The sequence below is a fragment of the Halobacillus yeomjeoni genome (assembly GCF_020171525.1).
In the GTDB taxonomy this organism is placed as follows: Bacteria; Bacillota; Bacilli; order Bacillales; family Halobacillaceae; genus Halobacillus; species Halobacillus yeomjeoni.
This window is the reverse complement of sequence record NZ_JAIVAI010000002.1, coordinates 49208-64595: the sequence shown is the minus strand read 5'-3', so window position 1 is coordinate 64595 and position 15388 is coordinate 49208. Positions and strand designations below refer to the sequence as shown.

Below are 15388 nucleotides of genomic sequence, written 5' to 3'. Positions count from 1 at the left end.
ATGCTTACGAAAACTTCATTTCAAGGGAAATTGACGAAAACCGAAAATTTGTTCATTCCTTTTATTGTGGCAGGCGATCCAAGTCCTGAAATGACGATTGCATACGCGCTCCGTCTTCAGGAAGAAGGAGCGGACATCCTGGAACTCGGGGTACCGTATTCCGACCCTTTAGCCGATGGACCGACCATTCAGCGTGCAGCCAAACGCGCTTTGAATGCCGGCATGTCACTCCGGAAAGCCATTGAGCTTGTTCCGGAGCTTCGTAGACATGGTGTGGAAATACCTGTCGTCATTTTCACGTACTATAACCCTGTCCTTCAAATCGGTCATGAAGAGTTTTTCCGTATGCTTGAAGAGAATGGTGCAGAAGGTGTCTTGATTCCAGATCTTCCGTATGAAGAAAGTGAAGAAGTGAGAAATCTTGCGGAAGCGAGTAATATTGAATTTATTTCTCTGGTTGCGCCCAATTCCGATCAACGTATCAAACAGATCGCCGAACACGCACGCGGATTTTTATATTGTGTTTCCACGCTGGGTGTGACGGGTGAACGTAATGAAATGTCTGCAGACGCCCTCAGATTCATAAAAAAAGTGAAAGAGTTCAGTCCTGTCCCGGTCGCTGTCGGGTTCGGCATATCGACCAATGACCACGTGAAACTGGTTCGTGACCATGCAGACGGAGTAATCATTGGAAGTAAGATCATCCGTCTGATTGAAAGCAATCTTGAATCAATAGAAAAAGGGAACAGCGATGAAGCATTAGACGCCTTTTCAAAGGAGATCAGAACCCTGGTCCAATAATCATACGGAAGGGAAGAGGAGTTGAGTAGAGTTGATCTATATGATTGATCATTATGATTCTTTTACGTACAACCTTGTCCAATATTTAGGTGAACTTGGAGAAGAAGTCATCGTAAGGCGTAATGATGAAGTGGAGCTTGAAGAGATTGAAGAGTTGAGCCCTAAGTTGATATTTTTATCCCCCGGTCCTTGTTCCCCGAATGAAACAGGGAAGACGCTTGAAGTCATCCAAACTTTCAAGATGAAGATTCCGATATTCGGTGTCTGTCTCGGACACCAGGCAATTGCGCAGGTGTTTGGTGGAAAAGTCACCCGGGCGGAGCGGTTGATGCACGGGAAGTCTTCTCAAATATTTCATGATGGAAAAGGGATCTATAAAGGATTGAATAATCCGATGGAAGCGATGCGCTATCATTCCCTCATCGTGGAACTTGGAAATTTACCTGATTGTTTCGAAGTGACCGCTGCAACCGTCGAAGGGGAAGTGATGGGAATCCGTCATTTGGATTTTCCGATTGAGGGGGTTCAATTCCACCCTGAATCCATCGGTACCGATGATGGGAAACAGCTGTTGAAGAATCTAATTCAACAGAGATTGAGAGCTGTACTATAGCTGCTTACAATTATGCGGAAGTCTTTTTATTCAAATCATCATCTAAGGTGAAATAAGGGACTTGCAAGTTAAGCAAGTATAGAGTCACTCGGAATCCTATGGTCTTTTAGACAGAAGCAACTGGTAAGGTTCTAAGATCAAAATAAATGTAAGTATTATAGAAAAGAGCGACTGTCTTATAAAGATTAGTCGCTCTTTCATTATATGATTAACTAAGACCCACGATAGTATATACAATATCTACATTTTAATTTCATGATTTTAAATAAAAAACAACTTTATGATTAGTTGACCATTAGGACTTATTGTTGTTCTGACATCATATATTCTGGGATTTTTTCGTCTTTCATCATATCAATAAAAATCCTGGTTAAGTTACCATCAAACTGCTTCCATGAAAAGTTTTCAAGTTCCTCAAAAGCTTCCTGGTAACTTAATGTCTTCTTGTTATATGTGCGCTGATCGACAGTCATTGTGTCAAATGCATCGCATATAGATATAATTCTTCCTTGTACAGAGATTTCATCACCTATTAAACGTCTAGGATAGCCTTGACCATCCCATCGTTCATGATGATCCCTTATGAATTTCGCAGCCCTTGTCAAGCCTAAGTGCTTTCGTACAATCATATTTCCAATGTGAGAATGACTTTGAACAATAGTATACTCCAAGTCATTAAGTTTGCTTGGTTTTAATAGTATATCTGCAGAAAGCCCCATTTTTCCTATATCATGGAGAAGTGCAGCTATCCTTAGATCCTCATCATAACAGTTAACTCTTTTAGCTAACATGCTGGCCATATACATGACACGTAGAGAATGATATTTGAAGTTGCTTATTATTTCATTATTTTGCGCAATACTATAAAACAGAGATTCGGGGTCTGGTCCCAGACCTATAAAAGAATCTATACTATCGTTATTGAGTACTTCTACTTGAGGTACTTCCTTCTTGAGGGGGAAAATCTCTTCTATTCTTTTATATATTTCATTAAGTGACCATCGTTCATCTCTTTTTTCTGCTATAAATGCTGCTATAGATAAGTCTCTATCGTCGTAAAGTCTTTTACCGTTTTTAATAGGAATATGGTAGTCAAGTTTTTCTTCTAAATCATGGAACCATTCTTGAACAATCGCTGAACTCCTATCAATGGATTGTGAGAGCTCTTCTATTCCATACTTCACTAATATCCACCCTTCCTAGTTTTTTTAACAACCATAGGATAATTATACTATAAAATTACATTTATTGGTATTTTTTAGTCATTCATTATACATATATATAACTCTATGAAAAAAATATAAACCCCTTGATTATTTTATAAATAATAGATAAAATTAAACTTGTCGCAATAATTATAATACGGGGCATTAGCTCAGCTGGGAGAGCGCTACACTGGCAGTGTAGAGGTCAGCGGTTCGAGCCCGCTATGCTCCACTACCCAGAACCCTTGCTTAATAGCAAGGGTTTTTTTGATTTCTTTTCACTCAACCTCTATAATATGTAGAGTGACAGTAACAACATCCATAATTACTTTGGTTTACATATCAAGTGTAAACTTGTTGTCTTATAGACAAATGAAAGAGAGGAATGATGATTTTGGGAAAGAATAATGTAGGTGTCATCGGCCTTGCGGTCATGGGGAAAAACCTTGCATTGAATATCGAAAGCAGAGGATTCTCTGTATCGGTTTTCAACCGTACGTATGAAAAAACACAGGACTTCCTGAACGATGAGGCGAAAGGAAAAGACTTCACTGGTGCTGAAACGATTGAAGAATTCGTCGCTTCCCTTGAGAAGCCTCGTAAGATTCTTTTGATGGTAAAAGCAGGTCCAGCCACTGATGCGACGATCCAATCTCTACTTCCACACTTGGATGAAGGAGATATTCTTGTAGATGGCGGAAACACACTTTATGAAGAAACGATCCGTCGTAATGAAGAGCTGAAGGAATCCGGCATCCACTTTATCGGGACAGGTGTTTCCGGTGGAGAAGAAGGTGCACTTAAAGGACCTTCCATCATGCCTGGTGGACAGAAAGAAGCGTATGAAATGATCAAACCAATTCTGGAATCGATTTCTGCAAAAGTGGATGGCGAGCCATGCACGACTTACATCGGTCCGGACGGCGCAGGTCACTTCGTGAAAATGGTGCACAACGGAATTGAATATGGCGATATGCAGCTGATTGCAGAAGCGTATTCTATCCTTAAAGACGTTGTAGGTCTTTCCAGTGAAGAACTTCATGAAGTATTCAAAGAGTGGAATGAAGGTGAACTGGATAGTTACTTGATCGAGATCACCGCTGATATTTTCACGAAGAAAGATGAAGAGACTGGCAAACCAATGGTCGATGTCATCTTGGATAAAGCTGGGCAGAAAGGAACAGGGAAATGGACGAGTAAGAACGCTCTTGATTTAGGGGTTCCACTTCCATTGATCACTGAGTCTGTATTCGCCCGCTTCATTTCTTCCCTGAAAGATGAGCGTGTCGAAGCAAGCAAAGTATTGAGCGGCCCAGAGGCGAAGATCCAGGACGAGAATAAGAAAGAATTGATCGATGCGATCCGTAAAGCTCTATATATGAGTAAGATCTGTTCTTATGCTCAAGGATTCGCTCAAATGCGTTCAGCTTCCGAAGAGTATGGCTGGGACTTGAACTATGGCGACATTTCTATGATCTGGAGAGGTGGATGCATCATTCGTGCCCGCTTCCTGCAGAACATCAAAGAAGCCTATGACCGTGATCCAGCTCTTGCGAACCTGTTGTTGGATCCATACTTCAAAGAAATCGTAGATGAATACCAGTCCTCTCTACGTAAAGTCATTTCTGTAGCAGTTGAGAACGGAATTCCGGTTCCGACATTCTCAAGTGCGATCGCTTATTATGACAGCTACCGTACAGCAGATCTGCCTGCAAACCTGATCCAGGCGCAGCGTGACTATTTCGGTGCACACACGTATCAGCGTAAAGATAAAGAAGGCACATTCCATACGAACTGGATGGAATAAAAAAATAGAACTTGTAGAAAACCCTTGTCGATGACAGGGGTTTTTCTTTTTGAAAATTTTTTTAAAGCTGAAAAACCGTCATGACGGTTTTCATTACATAGACATTAAAAAAATTACAAAAAAATGACAAAAACATGTTTAAAGCGCTTACAAACCCGGAACACATAAAATGTAAATACTTTATAGGAGGTTTTATAGTGATTAAAAAGTTGTTTGTCGTTTTCGTCACTGCTCTGGTATTTACAGGATTACATAGTCCTGTCTTTGCGGAGGATCATGGAGAACCGCCAGTCAAAGATTTGGAACAGCAATTCAAGAATGTACTTATGGTAGAAACTGAAGAAGATGGGGAAGTCACAAAGTATGATTCCATGGATGAAGTCGAACAAGAATTGGATGCGTTCATGACGAAACCATTAGTGGATCATTATTCGGAAAAGTACTTCATGGAGGAAAACGATAAGCTTTACAAAAAGTCTTTAGGATATCCGATTTTCGTAGAAACAGATAAAGATTATGAATTAGAGAAGGTCAGTGAAAACAAGTACAAGCTGACGCAAGAAGGAAGCAGCCAAACTCATGGAGATTATACCTTCGAAGTGACGTACAGCTATGAAGCCGGCAAGTGGGTATTCTCTGAACGTTCTGCGACTCAAAACGGTGATGGCGGAGAAATGCCGGATACCGCGACCCCTGCACCGATGATCATGTTGGCTGGTGCTGGTATCATGCTGCTTGGAGCATTCGCTTTGTTTACCAGAAGACGTACGGTTTAAATTTTCGGATGACGTAATGTGAATCTCTGAATTATTGTAAAGCGGTTCCTAACCGGAACAAACAATTACTTTTCAGGAGGTATTATAGTGATCAAAAAGTTGTTTATCGTTTTCGTCACTGCTTTGGTATTTACAGGGCTGAATAATCCTGTCTTTGCAGAGGATCATGGAGAGCCGCCGGTGGAAGATTTGGAAAAGCAGTTTAAGAACATAGTCTTACTGGAGAAAGAGGAAGACGGGAAGGTAAAAGAATATGATTCCCTTGATGCCATTGAACAGGAAATGGACAGTATCATGACAAAACCGTTGGTGGATCATTATTTGAACAAGTACTACACAGAAAAAAACGGTGAAGCTTATGGGAAAGACTTAGGTTATCCGGTCTTCGTTCAGCTGGACGAAGATTACGACTTGGAAAAGGTCAATGAAAACAAATACAAATTGACCCAGGAAGGTTACCTTGAAACCAATGGAAATTACACGTTAGAAGTGATGTACAGCTATGAAGCAGGTAAATGGGTGTTCTCTGATCGCTCTGTTACTCAAAACGATGATGGTGGAGAAATGCCGGATACCGCAACACCTGCACCGATGATCATGTTGGCTGGCGCTGGTATCATGATTCTTGGCGCACTAGCGTTGTTTACTAGAAGACGCACGGCGTAATAGCAAGGATGATGTAATATGAAAAAGTTTGGGTTCATACTGCTGATGATTGGAGCAGCGGTCATCATTTGGGGTGGGCATTCCTGGTGGAGCCAGGTCAATGCCATCACCCATGACCCTGTTAAAATTCAGGAAGAACACCAAGGCTGGAAAAAAACAGAGGCTCAAAAAACGGTGAAGACGCTTGAGCGTGTGAAAAAAGATCATAATTTTGAAACGGGTGAAAAGGTAGGTTCACTCGCCATTCCTAGAATCGGAAACCAATATGATGTGTTCTGGGGAACCGGTGAAGACACTTTGAAAAAAGGGGTGGGACTCCATGAAAGCAAGTGGACCACAACCCCTGATCAACAAGGGCACGTTGTTCTTTCCGGACACAGGGAAACGGTTTTCCGTAACTTGGATAAGGTGAAAAAAGGGGATCACCTTTATGTCGACTTCGAAGGTGTAACTTACGATTATCAAGTGAGGAAAATATGGATTACACACGAAGATGATCGGTCGGTCATTGTGAAAAAAGACAAGCCGACACTCACCCTCACCACCTGTTATCCGTTTGATTATGTAGGTTCCGCTCCTAAACGTTACATCATTCAAGCCGAATTAGTTTCTAAAGAGTCTCAAAATGAATGATTTTCTGGTGGAAAGCTCACGCATTCAGCGTGGGCTTTTTTATTTTAGGATGCTCAAAAAAATTTTTTCAGAAATTTACTGAGTCGAATGAAACGGTCTTAGGTATGCTGAAACCTTGTTATGCCCCTTTTATAGAACAATACCGTCAAAAGCTGACAAAATAATATTCTGAAAATTGTTAATTTTTGCATTGACTTCTTTTTCGGAATCGATATACTTTTTTATATGACAGCGCTTTCAAAAAGAAAGGAGGATACCATTGGCTATTTTAGAAGTGAATGATTTGTCTTTGAAATTCGGTGGTGTCAAAGCATTGGATCAAGTTTCCTATCATGTGGAAAAAGGGGAGATCTTTTCTCTCATCGGCCCGAATGGTGCCGGGAAAACCAGTATGCTGAACTGCATCAGTGGTCTTTATACACCATCATCAGGGTCTATTAAATTTAAGGGGAAGGAGATCCTCGGGATGAAGCCATACAACCGGACTTCATTAGGAATTTCCAGGGCCTTTCAAAACATCGCTTTATTTGCTCATATGTCCGTCCTCGATAACTTGAAACTGGGACGCCACGTGAGAATGAAATCCGGCATGTTCAAAGGAGGTATGTACTGGGGAGGAGCGGAAAAAGAAGAAGTATCTCACCGTAGATCGGTCGAGCAGGTCATCGAATTTTTAGAAATGCAGGATATCCGTCACACGCCCGTGGGCACTTTACCATATGGTCTGCAAAAGCGAGTGGAAGTAGGGAGGGCCCTTGCCTTGGAGCCTGAATTGATATTACTCGATGAACCGATGGCCGGTATGAACAGTGCTGAAAAAGAAGACATGGCACGTTTCATCCTGGACATGCATGAATTGAATGGCATTACCGTGTTTCTCATTGAACACGACATGGGTGTCATCATGGATTTATCCGATCATATCGCGGTCCTGGATTTCGGGAAGAGAATCGGGTTCGGAACGCCGGAAGAGATTCAGAAGAATCCGGAAGTCATCCGGGCTTATCTTGGAGAACAAGAAGTCACCACTTAAAAGGAAGAAGGGGGAGATCTATGGATGGCTCAGCAGACACTGCCACAATTGTTGTTAAGTAAGGCTGGAAATGAAGGAAACAAAGTCGCTTTCAGACAGAAAGACTTAGGGATATGGAATGAATGGACTTGGAAAGATTATTATGAAGCCGTAGAGACATTCGCTCTAGGTTTACAGAAACAATTCGCAATAGAAAAATCAGAAAAAGTCGGCATCATCGGAGATAACCGTCCGCATTGGATCGTGTCAGAACTTGCCATACAATCGCTTGGTGCGATACCAGTAGGGATCTATCAGGATACCACTTCCAGCCAATTAATCCATTACATACGTTCAAGTAAGGTGAAAACCCTTATAGTCGAAGACCAGGAACAAGTTGATAAAGTACTGGAAGTGATAGACACCCTTCCAAGCGTAGAACAGATCATTTACTACAATCCTAAAGGCTTACGGAACTATACCCACAATAAACTCCATTTCTTTGATGATATTCAAGCTATAGGTCAGAAAGAAGTCGCCCGCCACCCTCAGCTTATTCAAGATAAAATCAGTCAATCCGTCCCCGCAGATCTTGCTTTCATTGCTTTCACATCAGGAACAACCGGAATTTCAAAAGCTGCACAATTCACACATGCAAACCTGATTCAAACTGCGTTATCCATTGATGAAGTTGATGCCGTCCATGAAAAAGATGATTATTTATCTTTCCTATCTCTGGCGTGGATATGCGAACAGGTGATGGCCGTTGGACTTTCTTTGACGAAAGGGCTGACCATCAATTTTCCGGAAGAGCCATCGACGATTTTGAACGATTTAAGAGAAATCGGACCTCACATCATTCAAGCACCTCCTAGAACTTACGAAAACATTTTAGCTCGTTTCCATGTACGCATTAGTGACACGACTCCTTTAAAAAGTAAAGTGTATTCTCTTTTTGAACCACTGATCGAAATGAATGCTGGGATAAAATTGAGCAACCGCTCAGTCTCTTCATCTTTCAAAGCTTTTTATACGGTGGGAGATTACTTGATGTTCAGTGCCATTCGAGATCATTTAGGGCTTTCAAGAGTCAAACGGGCTTATGTGACAGGAGGAGTGTTGAACTCTGATGCGCTTGGATTTTTCCAAGGGATGGGGGTCAATGTCAAACAGACGTACGGATCCGTCGAGAGTACCGGTTACATCTCGATTCAACGGGACGGGGAAGTGGACAGGGAAACCTCCGGAAAGCCGCTCCCTTCAACATCGGTAACGTTAGCGGAAAATGGTGAACTACAAGTCGAGGGTCCTCAAGTGTTTGCCGGTTACTTAGGTGAAGAAAAGCCGGAGGTCGTGAGCACAGGAGATTATGGAGAAATCATGGAGAATGGAGATCTGAAAATCATAGACAGGTTGGAAGACTTCATTCGGTTAGAAACCGGGACAGAGGTATCTTCGAGTCAGATGGAAGCTGAAATGAAGAAAAGTCCATACATTCAAGATGCCATTGTTTTTGGACATCAACGGTCTTTCTTGACAGCCATGGTCCATATCAATCGATCCAGCGTAGGAAGATGGGCTGAAAAAAATCAAATCACTTATAAAAGTTTTTATGATTTAGTCACTGCTGAAGAAGTCGTCCAACTCATCCGGGAAGAGGTCGGGAACATCGTTAAAACTCTTCCGGAAGAAATTCAGGTGAAGAGGTTTGTAATCCTGCCTGAAGAACTGGATGTGCCAGAGGGAGAGCTGACACCTACACAAAAAGTGATTCGAAGTAGGATAGCTGAAAAATATGAGGAGTACTTGAATGCATTGTATCGTGCTCCAGGGTCCATCGCTTTAAATGATACTGAAACAGGAAATCTCAAGGAGAATGCTGTACAGATTATTTCCCTTGAAATTTCACAGGGGGTGGCTTGAATTGACGTTCTTTATTCAAATGTTAGTGAGCGGTATCGTAGTGGGCAGTATTTATGCCCTTGTCGCATTAGGGTTTGTTTTAATCTATAAAGCTAGTGATGCTCTTAACTTGGCGAATGGTGAATTTGTGCTGATCGGGTCTTATGTGTGTCTGACGCTGATTACTGTGCTGAAGCTGCCATTCCTGCTTGCGATTTTGATTACACTTGTTTTCAGTGCTCTGCTCGGTTTGATGGTAGAGAAGATGGTTTTAAGACCTCTTTTGAATGCTCCCACCATATCGGTCATCATGGCGACCATCGGGCTTGGGAATCTGCTTGCAGGATTGACGCATGTGGTCTGGGGCCACCAAACACGCATGTACCCACAGATTTTTCCTGACACACCAGTAACATTCGGGGGAGTCATCATCACTCCTGTGTATTTATGGTCGTTTGTCATTGTCATGTCCCTATTGATCGCCTTCACGGTATTCTTTAAATTTTCCAAAATGGGAATTGCGATGCGGGCGGTTGCAGATGACCTGCAGGCAGCTGCATCGATGGGGATCAGTGTGAAGAAAGTGTTTGCCATCACCTGGGCGATCGCTTGTGTGGTTGCTGCGGTAGGCGGTGTACTACTTGGAAACATCAATGGAGTCAACGCTACGATGTCCGTCATCGGTTTGACAGTTCTTCCCGTCGTCATACTAGGAGGTCTTGATAGTATTGCAGGCGCCATTGTCGGAGGTTTCATCATCGGTATCGCACAAAGTATGGCAGGCGGTTACCTGGATCCGATGGTCGGCGGAGGATTGAAAGACGTATTTCCATTCATCATCGTCATCTTGATTTTGATGATCAAACCTTATGGATTATTCGGCAAGGGTGGAGTAGAAAGGGTGTGAAGATATGAGAAATCCATTTGTCATGGAATGTGGAACATACAAAACGCGTTACAAAAAAGATATGGCGATTTTCAGCTCGAGAAGAGTGAGGATCCGGATGCTGATTTTGACAGCGTTGGCTTTTCTGTTTCCATTGCTCACCAATGATTACATCGTCGGTTTAGCTACGTTATGTGCGATTGCATCAATCGGTGCAATCGGATTGAATATCTTGACAGGTTTTACTGGGCAGATCTCCATTGGAGTCGGAGCGTTTCTTGGCGTGGGGGGGTATACGTCAGCCATTATAACAAGCACACTCGGCTTGAGTTTCTGGTTTGCGATTCCGATTGCCGGAATCGTCACAGCTGCAGTCGGAGCGCTATTCGGGATTCCTTCGCTCCGGTTGAAGGGTCTTTACTTAGCGATTGCCACTCTCGCTGCTCAATTCATCATTCTATTCGTGATTACACGATGGACAAGCTTGACCGGCGGGACGTCCGGGATGGTCCTGCAGCGTCCATCCATCGGCGGATTCTCGTTCATGTCTGCTGACAGCTATTATTATATCTGTCTCGCGGTATTGTTATTTACGATCATTTATACTCTGAATCTATTTCGGAGCCGTATCGGAAGGGCTTTCTTAGCTGTTCGTGACCGTGATGTCGCCGCTCAAATCATGGGGATCAACCTTTTTACATATAAGGTACTTTCCTTTGCTATCAGTTCCTTTTTCGTAGGAGTTGCGGGTGCACTTTTAGCTCATTACACGATGATCGTAAGCCCGGAACTCTACAGCATTACGGTATCGATCCAGTACCTGGCTATGATTCTCGTTGGAGGATTAGGAAGTATTCTGGGGTCTATCCTTGGAGCGATCTTCATTGTACTCCTTCCGGTCATCCTTGGTTATGGGGTGGATTTCGCTTCCATTTTCCTGCCGGATATGCACCATATGTTAGCTGCATTCCAGGAGGTTGCATTTGGCGCGATCATTATCTTTTTCCTGATTTTTGAGCCTGGGGGTCTGGCCCATATTTGGAATAACATCAAAAATTATTTCAAGCTGTGGCCGTTTTCTTATTAGGGATAAGAACAAATCTTTTTGTTCTTTAAAAAAATAAAAACAGAGGGAGTCGAGCGAATGATTACTAAATGGTCAAAAGGTATCTTGTTAGGTGTTTGTATGATTGCTTTGGCAGCTTTAGCCGCATGTGGAGGCGAGTCTTCCGGTGCGACCGCAGAAGACGGGGACACAGTGAAAATCGGGGCCCTTTATGATATCACAGGTGGAACCGGTGATGTCGGTACTCCTTACTCTGAAGGAGAAGAAGCCTATTACGAATATTTGAACAGCAAAGGTGGAATCAACGGCGTTCAAGTTGAAGTCATCGGTGATGATTATGCTTACGATATGGCAAAAGGACAACGCTTATATCAAGAGCTGAGAGACCGTCACAAAGTAGCAGCGATCCTTGGCTGGGGAACGGCTGATACAGAAGCATTGAGACAACAGGTCGCTCATGATAAATTCCCATACTTCTCTGCATCGTACTCTGAAAACCTGAAGAACTTGGAAGAAAGTCCGTATAACTTCCTGACAGCAGCCACCTATTCCGATCAAGGGCGTGCTGTAGTCAAGTGGATCAAAGATAATCATGAGGGCGGCGAACCGACGCTTGCTCTTCTATATAATGATACAGCTTTCGGACGTTCACCGGTCGAAGATATCAAGGAATATGCAGCGGATATGGGCGTTAAAGTGGTGGATGAACAGGTCATCCCGGTCACTGCTACAGAAGCGCAGTCTCAAATGTTGAATATGAAGAAGAAGAATCCGGACTATGCAATCATCCAGCAGACGTGGGGCGCAGCAGCAACGATTTTACGCGAAGCTAAAACGCTGGATATCGATACACAGTTCATCGGCTTGAACTGGGCTACCGGTGAGGGAGTCGTAGAGATTGCCGGCGATGCAGCTGAAGGGATGCTTGGGGTCGTGACTCACGCCTTCCCTTATGAGGATTTGGAAGGAATGAAAGAAATCAAAGAGTATTTGGATTCCAAAGGTTTAAGCACGGATGATGTGAGTCAGAAATTCGTCCAAGGCTGGGTCACCGCTAAAATCATGGCAGAGGGGATCGGTAACGCTGAGGAATTGACTGGTGAAGGAATCCGTAAAGGCCTCGAGCAGATCGATCAAATGGATTTAGGTGGATTGGCTGCGCCTGTAACCTTCACGAGTGATAATCACTCAGGAACGAACCAGGTCCGCCTGGCTCAAGTAAAAGACGGCAAGTTCGAAGTCATTTCAGATTATTTCAGTCACGAAGATTAAATGAAAAGAAGGAGGCCGGTAGAAATGGCCTCCTTTTCTTCAAAAGGTGGGAGGGAACAGTTTGTTACATATCAATAATATAGAAGTCGTCTATTCAAAAATGATTTTAGTATTGAAAGGGATGTCGCTGGAAGTGCCAGAAGGAAAAATCGTCGCCCTGCTTGGAAGCAATGGCGCAGGGAAATCGACGACCCTGAAGTCAATCTCCGGTCTCCTGGCCGGGGACGGTGGAGAGCTGACCAAAGGGTCGATCACTTATCACGGCGAAGAAATAAGTGGCTTCAGCCCTGATCAAATTGTTCAAAAAGGAATTTTTCAAAGTATGGAAGGAAGACGTGTCTTCAAGCATCTGACGGTGGAAGAAAACTTGATTGCAGGTGCGCATACGAGAAAGGATCGGAATCATCTAAAGCATGACATGGAGCGGGTTTATCATTACTTCCCTAAGTTAAAGACACTACGTTCCCGTCACGCCGGTCTTCTATCAGGAGGGGAACAGCAGATGCTGGCCATAGGTAGAGGCATCATGGCCAAACCGAAATTACTTTTGCTTGATGAGCCCTCTTTAGGGATCGCCCCTTTGTTAGTCAAAGAAATCTTTCAGAATATCAAACAGATCAACAAGGAAGAAGGAACCTCCATTCTAGTAGTGGAGCAGAATGCTAACGTAGCCTTATCCATCGCTGATTACGGTTATATCGTCGAAGATGGCCGCTCCGTATTGGAAGCACCTGTCAGTGAGTTGATGGAAAATAAGGAAGTGCAGGAACACTACTTAGGAATGAGTGATGAAGGCAGAAAGAATTATCGAGAAGTGAAATCTTACCGAAAGAAGAAGCGGTGGGTTTAACTTCGGACAAAAAAGCACCCTTAAATGGGTGTTTTTTTATTGTCTAAGACCCACATTAGAGCTTATCCCTTGTTGTTAGGTGGCATAATGACGTTTCTTTAACACTCAGTGAACATGAGCTATCCTATGCGCTCGTTTCCTCTATATTCAGGTGTAACCAGCTAGTTGACGGGTTGTCCGTACATCTCTATAATTAACCACTATGTGTAAAAAGCCGGATTCAAACATTTTTATATATGATGGCTTTTTCATAAAAGAAAAAAGGTTAAAAACACCTAGGAGGAAAATAATGAACGAAAAGATCGGTAACAGAACGAAGGTGGACTGGATCGCTTTCGGTATCAGTGGAGGCATGTTGGTCTTATTCCTACTCTTGTCTCTAATGAACAAAACCATGATGGGTGAGTGGATTTCCAGTTCGTTCGACTTCTCTGTTACATTCTTTGGTGCTTTCTGGCAGCTCTTATTGCTGGCTACATTCGTAGTGGGAGTGTGGATGGCACTATCGAAATATGGAAAAGTGAGATTAGGTAAAAAAGATAAACCTGAAAACGGATGGTTCCGTTGGGTTTCCATGATATTATGTACATTGCTCGCAAGTGGAGGGGTTTTCTGGGCAGCCGGTGAACCGATTTATCATTTCTTGTCCACTCCACCGTTATTTGCAGAAGATGGCATGACAAGAGCAGAAGCGGTCATCCCTGGATTGGCTCAGAGCTTTTTCCACTGGGGATTCACGGGATGGGCGTGTCTCGGTACCGTAGCGACAATCGTATTGATGTACGCGCACTATCACAAAGGATATCCGCTTAAGCCTCGTACGATTTTGTATCCGATAGCCGGTGAGAAAATTTTCAACAAAAATAGTGTGCTTGGGTCAACTGCGGATATTGTATCGATTGTAGCTGTGGCAGCTGGTACGATCGGTCCCATCGGTTTCTTAGGACTGCAGGTGGGATACGCGTTGGACTATCTATTTGGTATTCCGAACACGATGTTCACTCAGTCGCTCGTCATTATCTTTTTAGTTACCATTGCAGCTGTATCAGCAGCTTCAGGCGTTGACAAAGGAATCCAGCTGCTTAGCCGGATGAATGTGGGCCTTGCTATCGTATTGATGATCGGAATGTTGATTTTAGGACCGACGTTATTCATCATCGATTCTTTCATCGGTGCAGAAGCGTATCAAATTCAAAACTTCATTCAAATGAGTCTGTACCGTGGGGATAGCGGCTGGTTAGGATACTGGACTGTGTTCTTCTGGGGATGGTTCCTGGGATTCGGTCCAGCTATGGCGATGTTCATCAGCCGTATTTCAAGAGGTCGCACGATTCGAGAGTTGATTCTGGCGGTAGCGATTATCGCACCGATCGTCAGTAACTTCTGGTTTGCCGTTGTTGGCGGCTCAGGATTGTTTTACGAACTTGAAAATCCGGGAGCGATCTCTACAGCATTGAATGAAACAGGCATGCCGGCAGCTGTCATGGCGATTATGGAGCAAGTGCCATTCGGTATGGTCATGGCGGCAGGATTCTTGGTCGTGACTATCATCTTTGTCGCGACGACTGCGGACTCCATGTCCTACTCTGTCGCTGTTACGTTGACAGGAAACACTCATCCGCCTCGCATGCTGCGTGTGTTCTGGGCGCTGCTGTTCGGTGCTATTGCCGCAACGTTGCTCGGAATTGGAGAGAGTAGTATTCAGACGTTACAGAACTTCATCGTTGTCACGGCTGTTCCAGTCTCCCTCTTACTTCTTCCACCGGTTTGGCTTGCTCCGAAGCTGGCCAAAGTGATGGCGAAAGAGCAGGGGATCATCAGTGATCAACCTCTCCCTTCTGTTGAAGATGTGAAAAAACGGAAAACTTCATAAATAGATGAACCCGCACTATGTCGATT

The 15388-nt window shown here is 43.5% G+C and carries 14 protein-coding genes and 1 tRNA gene; 14 read left to right on the top strand and 1 reads right to left on the bottom strand.

Features of this window, described 5'->3' with window-relative positions; translation table 11 throughout:
- Both trpA and LCL89_RS08460 read left to right on the top strand, forming a co-directional pair.
- Entirely contained in the window at positions 1–801 is an 801-nt protein-coding gene (gene trpA, locus LCL89_RS08465) for a tryptophan synthase subunit alpha (RefSeq protein ID WP_224809723.1), read from the top strand.
- 31 nt (positions 802–832) lie between these two features.
- The gene (locus LCL89_RS08460) at positions 833–1414 is read left to right on the top strand and encodes an anthranilate synthase component II (protein ID WP_224809722.1); all 582 of its coding nucleotides are present in this window, start codon (positions 833–835) and stop codon (positions 1412–1414) included.
- Positions 1415–1716: 302 nt separating this feature from the next.
- Here the strand turns inward: LCL89_RS08460 and LCL89_RS16840 are convergent, their stop codons facing one another.
- Positions 1717–2598, bottom strand: a complete 882-nt coding sequence (locus LCL89_RS16840; protein ID WP_224809721.1) for an HD domain-containing phosphohydrolase — start codon at positions 2596–2598, stop codon at positions 1717–1719.
- Positions 2599–2778: 180 nt separating this feature from the next.
- Here LCL89_RS16840 and LCL89_RS08450 point away from each other — a divergent pair.
- From LCL89_RS08450 to LCL89_RS08395, 12 genes are all read left to right on the top strand, one after another.
- Positions 2779–2851: transfer RNA gene (locus LCL89_RS08450), tRNA-Ala, on the top strand.
- A gap of 162 nt (positions 2852–3013) precedes the next feature.
- Positions 3014–4426, top strand: coding sequence for an NADP-dependent phosphogluconate dehydrogenase (gene gndA / locus LCL89_RS08445; protein ID WP_224809720.1), 1413 nt, complete (start codon positions 3014–3016; stop codon positions 4424–4426).
- Positions 4427–4623: 197 nt separating this feature from the next.
- Complete coding sequence (locus LCL89_RS08440; protein WP_224809719.1) at positions 4624–5202, top strand: LPXTG cell wall anchor domain-containing protein; 579 nt, start codon at positions 4624–4626, stop codon at positions 5200–5202.
- 87 nt (positions 5203–5289) lie between these two features.
- Positions 5290–5868 (top strand): hypothetical protein, encoded by a 579-nt coding sequence (locus LCL89_RS08435; protein ID WP_224809718.1) that lies wholly within the window; start codon positions 5290–5292, stop codon positions 5866–5868.
- A gap of 18 nt (positions 5869–5886) precedes the next feature.
- Positions 5887–6501, top strand: a complete 615-nt coding sequence (locus LCL89_RS08430; protein WP_224809717.1) for a class D sortase — start codon at positions 5887–5889, stop codon at positions 6499–6501.
- 259 nt (positions 6502–6760) lie between these two features.
- Entirely contained in the window at positions 6761–7534 is a 774-nt protein-coding gene (locus LCL89_RS08425) for an ABC transporter ATP-binding protein (protein WP_224809716.1), read from the top strand.
- Positions 7535–7558: 24 nt separating this feature from the next.
- A complete protein-coding gene (locus LCL89_RS08420; protein ID WP_224809715.1) occupies positions 7559–9436 on the top strand; it encodes an AMP-binding protein in 1878 nt (625 codons plus the stop codon).
- Position 9437: 1 nt separating this feature from the next.
- A complete protein-coding gene (locus LCL89_RS08415) occupies positions 9438–10322 on the top strand; it encodes a branched-chain amino acid ABC transporter permease (protein WP_197317792.1) in 885 nt (294 codons plus the stop codon).
- 4 nt (positions 10323–10326) lie between these two features.
- Positions 10327–11388, top strand: a complete 1062-nt coding sequence (locus tag LCL89_RS08410; RefSeq protein ID WP_224809714.1) for a branched-chain amino acid ABC transporter permease — start codon at positions 10327–10329, stop codon at positions 11386–11388.
- Between the two features lie 57 nt (positions 11389–11445).
- A complete protein-coding gene (locus tag LCL89_RS08405; RefSeq protein WP_224809713.1) occupies positions 11446–12639 on the top strand; it encodes an ABC transporter substrate-binding protein in 1194 nt (397 codons plus the stop codon).
- 61 nt (positions 12640–12700) lie between these two features.
- Positions 12701–13489: an ABC transporter ATP-binding protein gene (locus tag LCL89_RS08400; RefSeq protein ID WP_224809712.1), complete on the top strand. Its 789-nt coding sequence runs from the start codon at positions 12701–12703 to the stop codon at positions 13487–13489.
- A gap of 289 nt (positions 13490–13778) precedes the next feature.
- A complete protein-coding gene (locus LCL89_RS08395) occupies positions 13779–15362 on the top strand; it encodes a BCCT family transporter (RefSeq protein WP_224809711.1) in 1584 nt (527 codons plus the stop codon).
- Positions 15363–15388: the final 26 nt, after the last annotated feature.

Coding starts and splice junctions, on each gene's coding strand:
- LCL89_RS08410 (WP_224809714.1), top strand. CDS start 10,327: ATGAGAAATCCATTTGTCATGGAATGTGGAACATACAAAACGCGTTAC.
- LCL89_RS08395 (WP_224809711.1), top strand. CDS start 13,779: ATGAACGAAAAGATCGGTAACAGAACGAAGGTGGACTGGATCGCTTTC.
- LCL89_RS08420 (WP_224809715.1), top strand. CDS start 7,559: ATGGCTCAGCAGACACTGCCACAATTGTTGTTAAGTAAGGCTGGAAAT.
- LCL89_RS08430 (WP_224809717.1), top strand. CDS start 5,887: ATGAAAAAGTTTGGGTTCATACTGCTGATGATTGGAGCAGCGGTCATC.
- LCL89_RS08405 (WP_224809713.1), top strand. CDS start 11,446: ATGATTACTAAATGGTCAAAAGGTATCTTGTTAGGTGTTTGTATGATT.
- trpA (WP_224809723.1), top strand. CDS start 1: ATGCTTACGAAAACTTCATTTCAAGGGAAATTGACGAAAACCGAAAAT.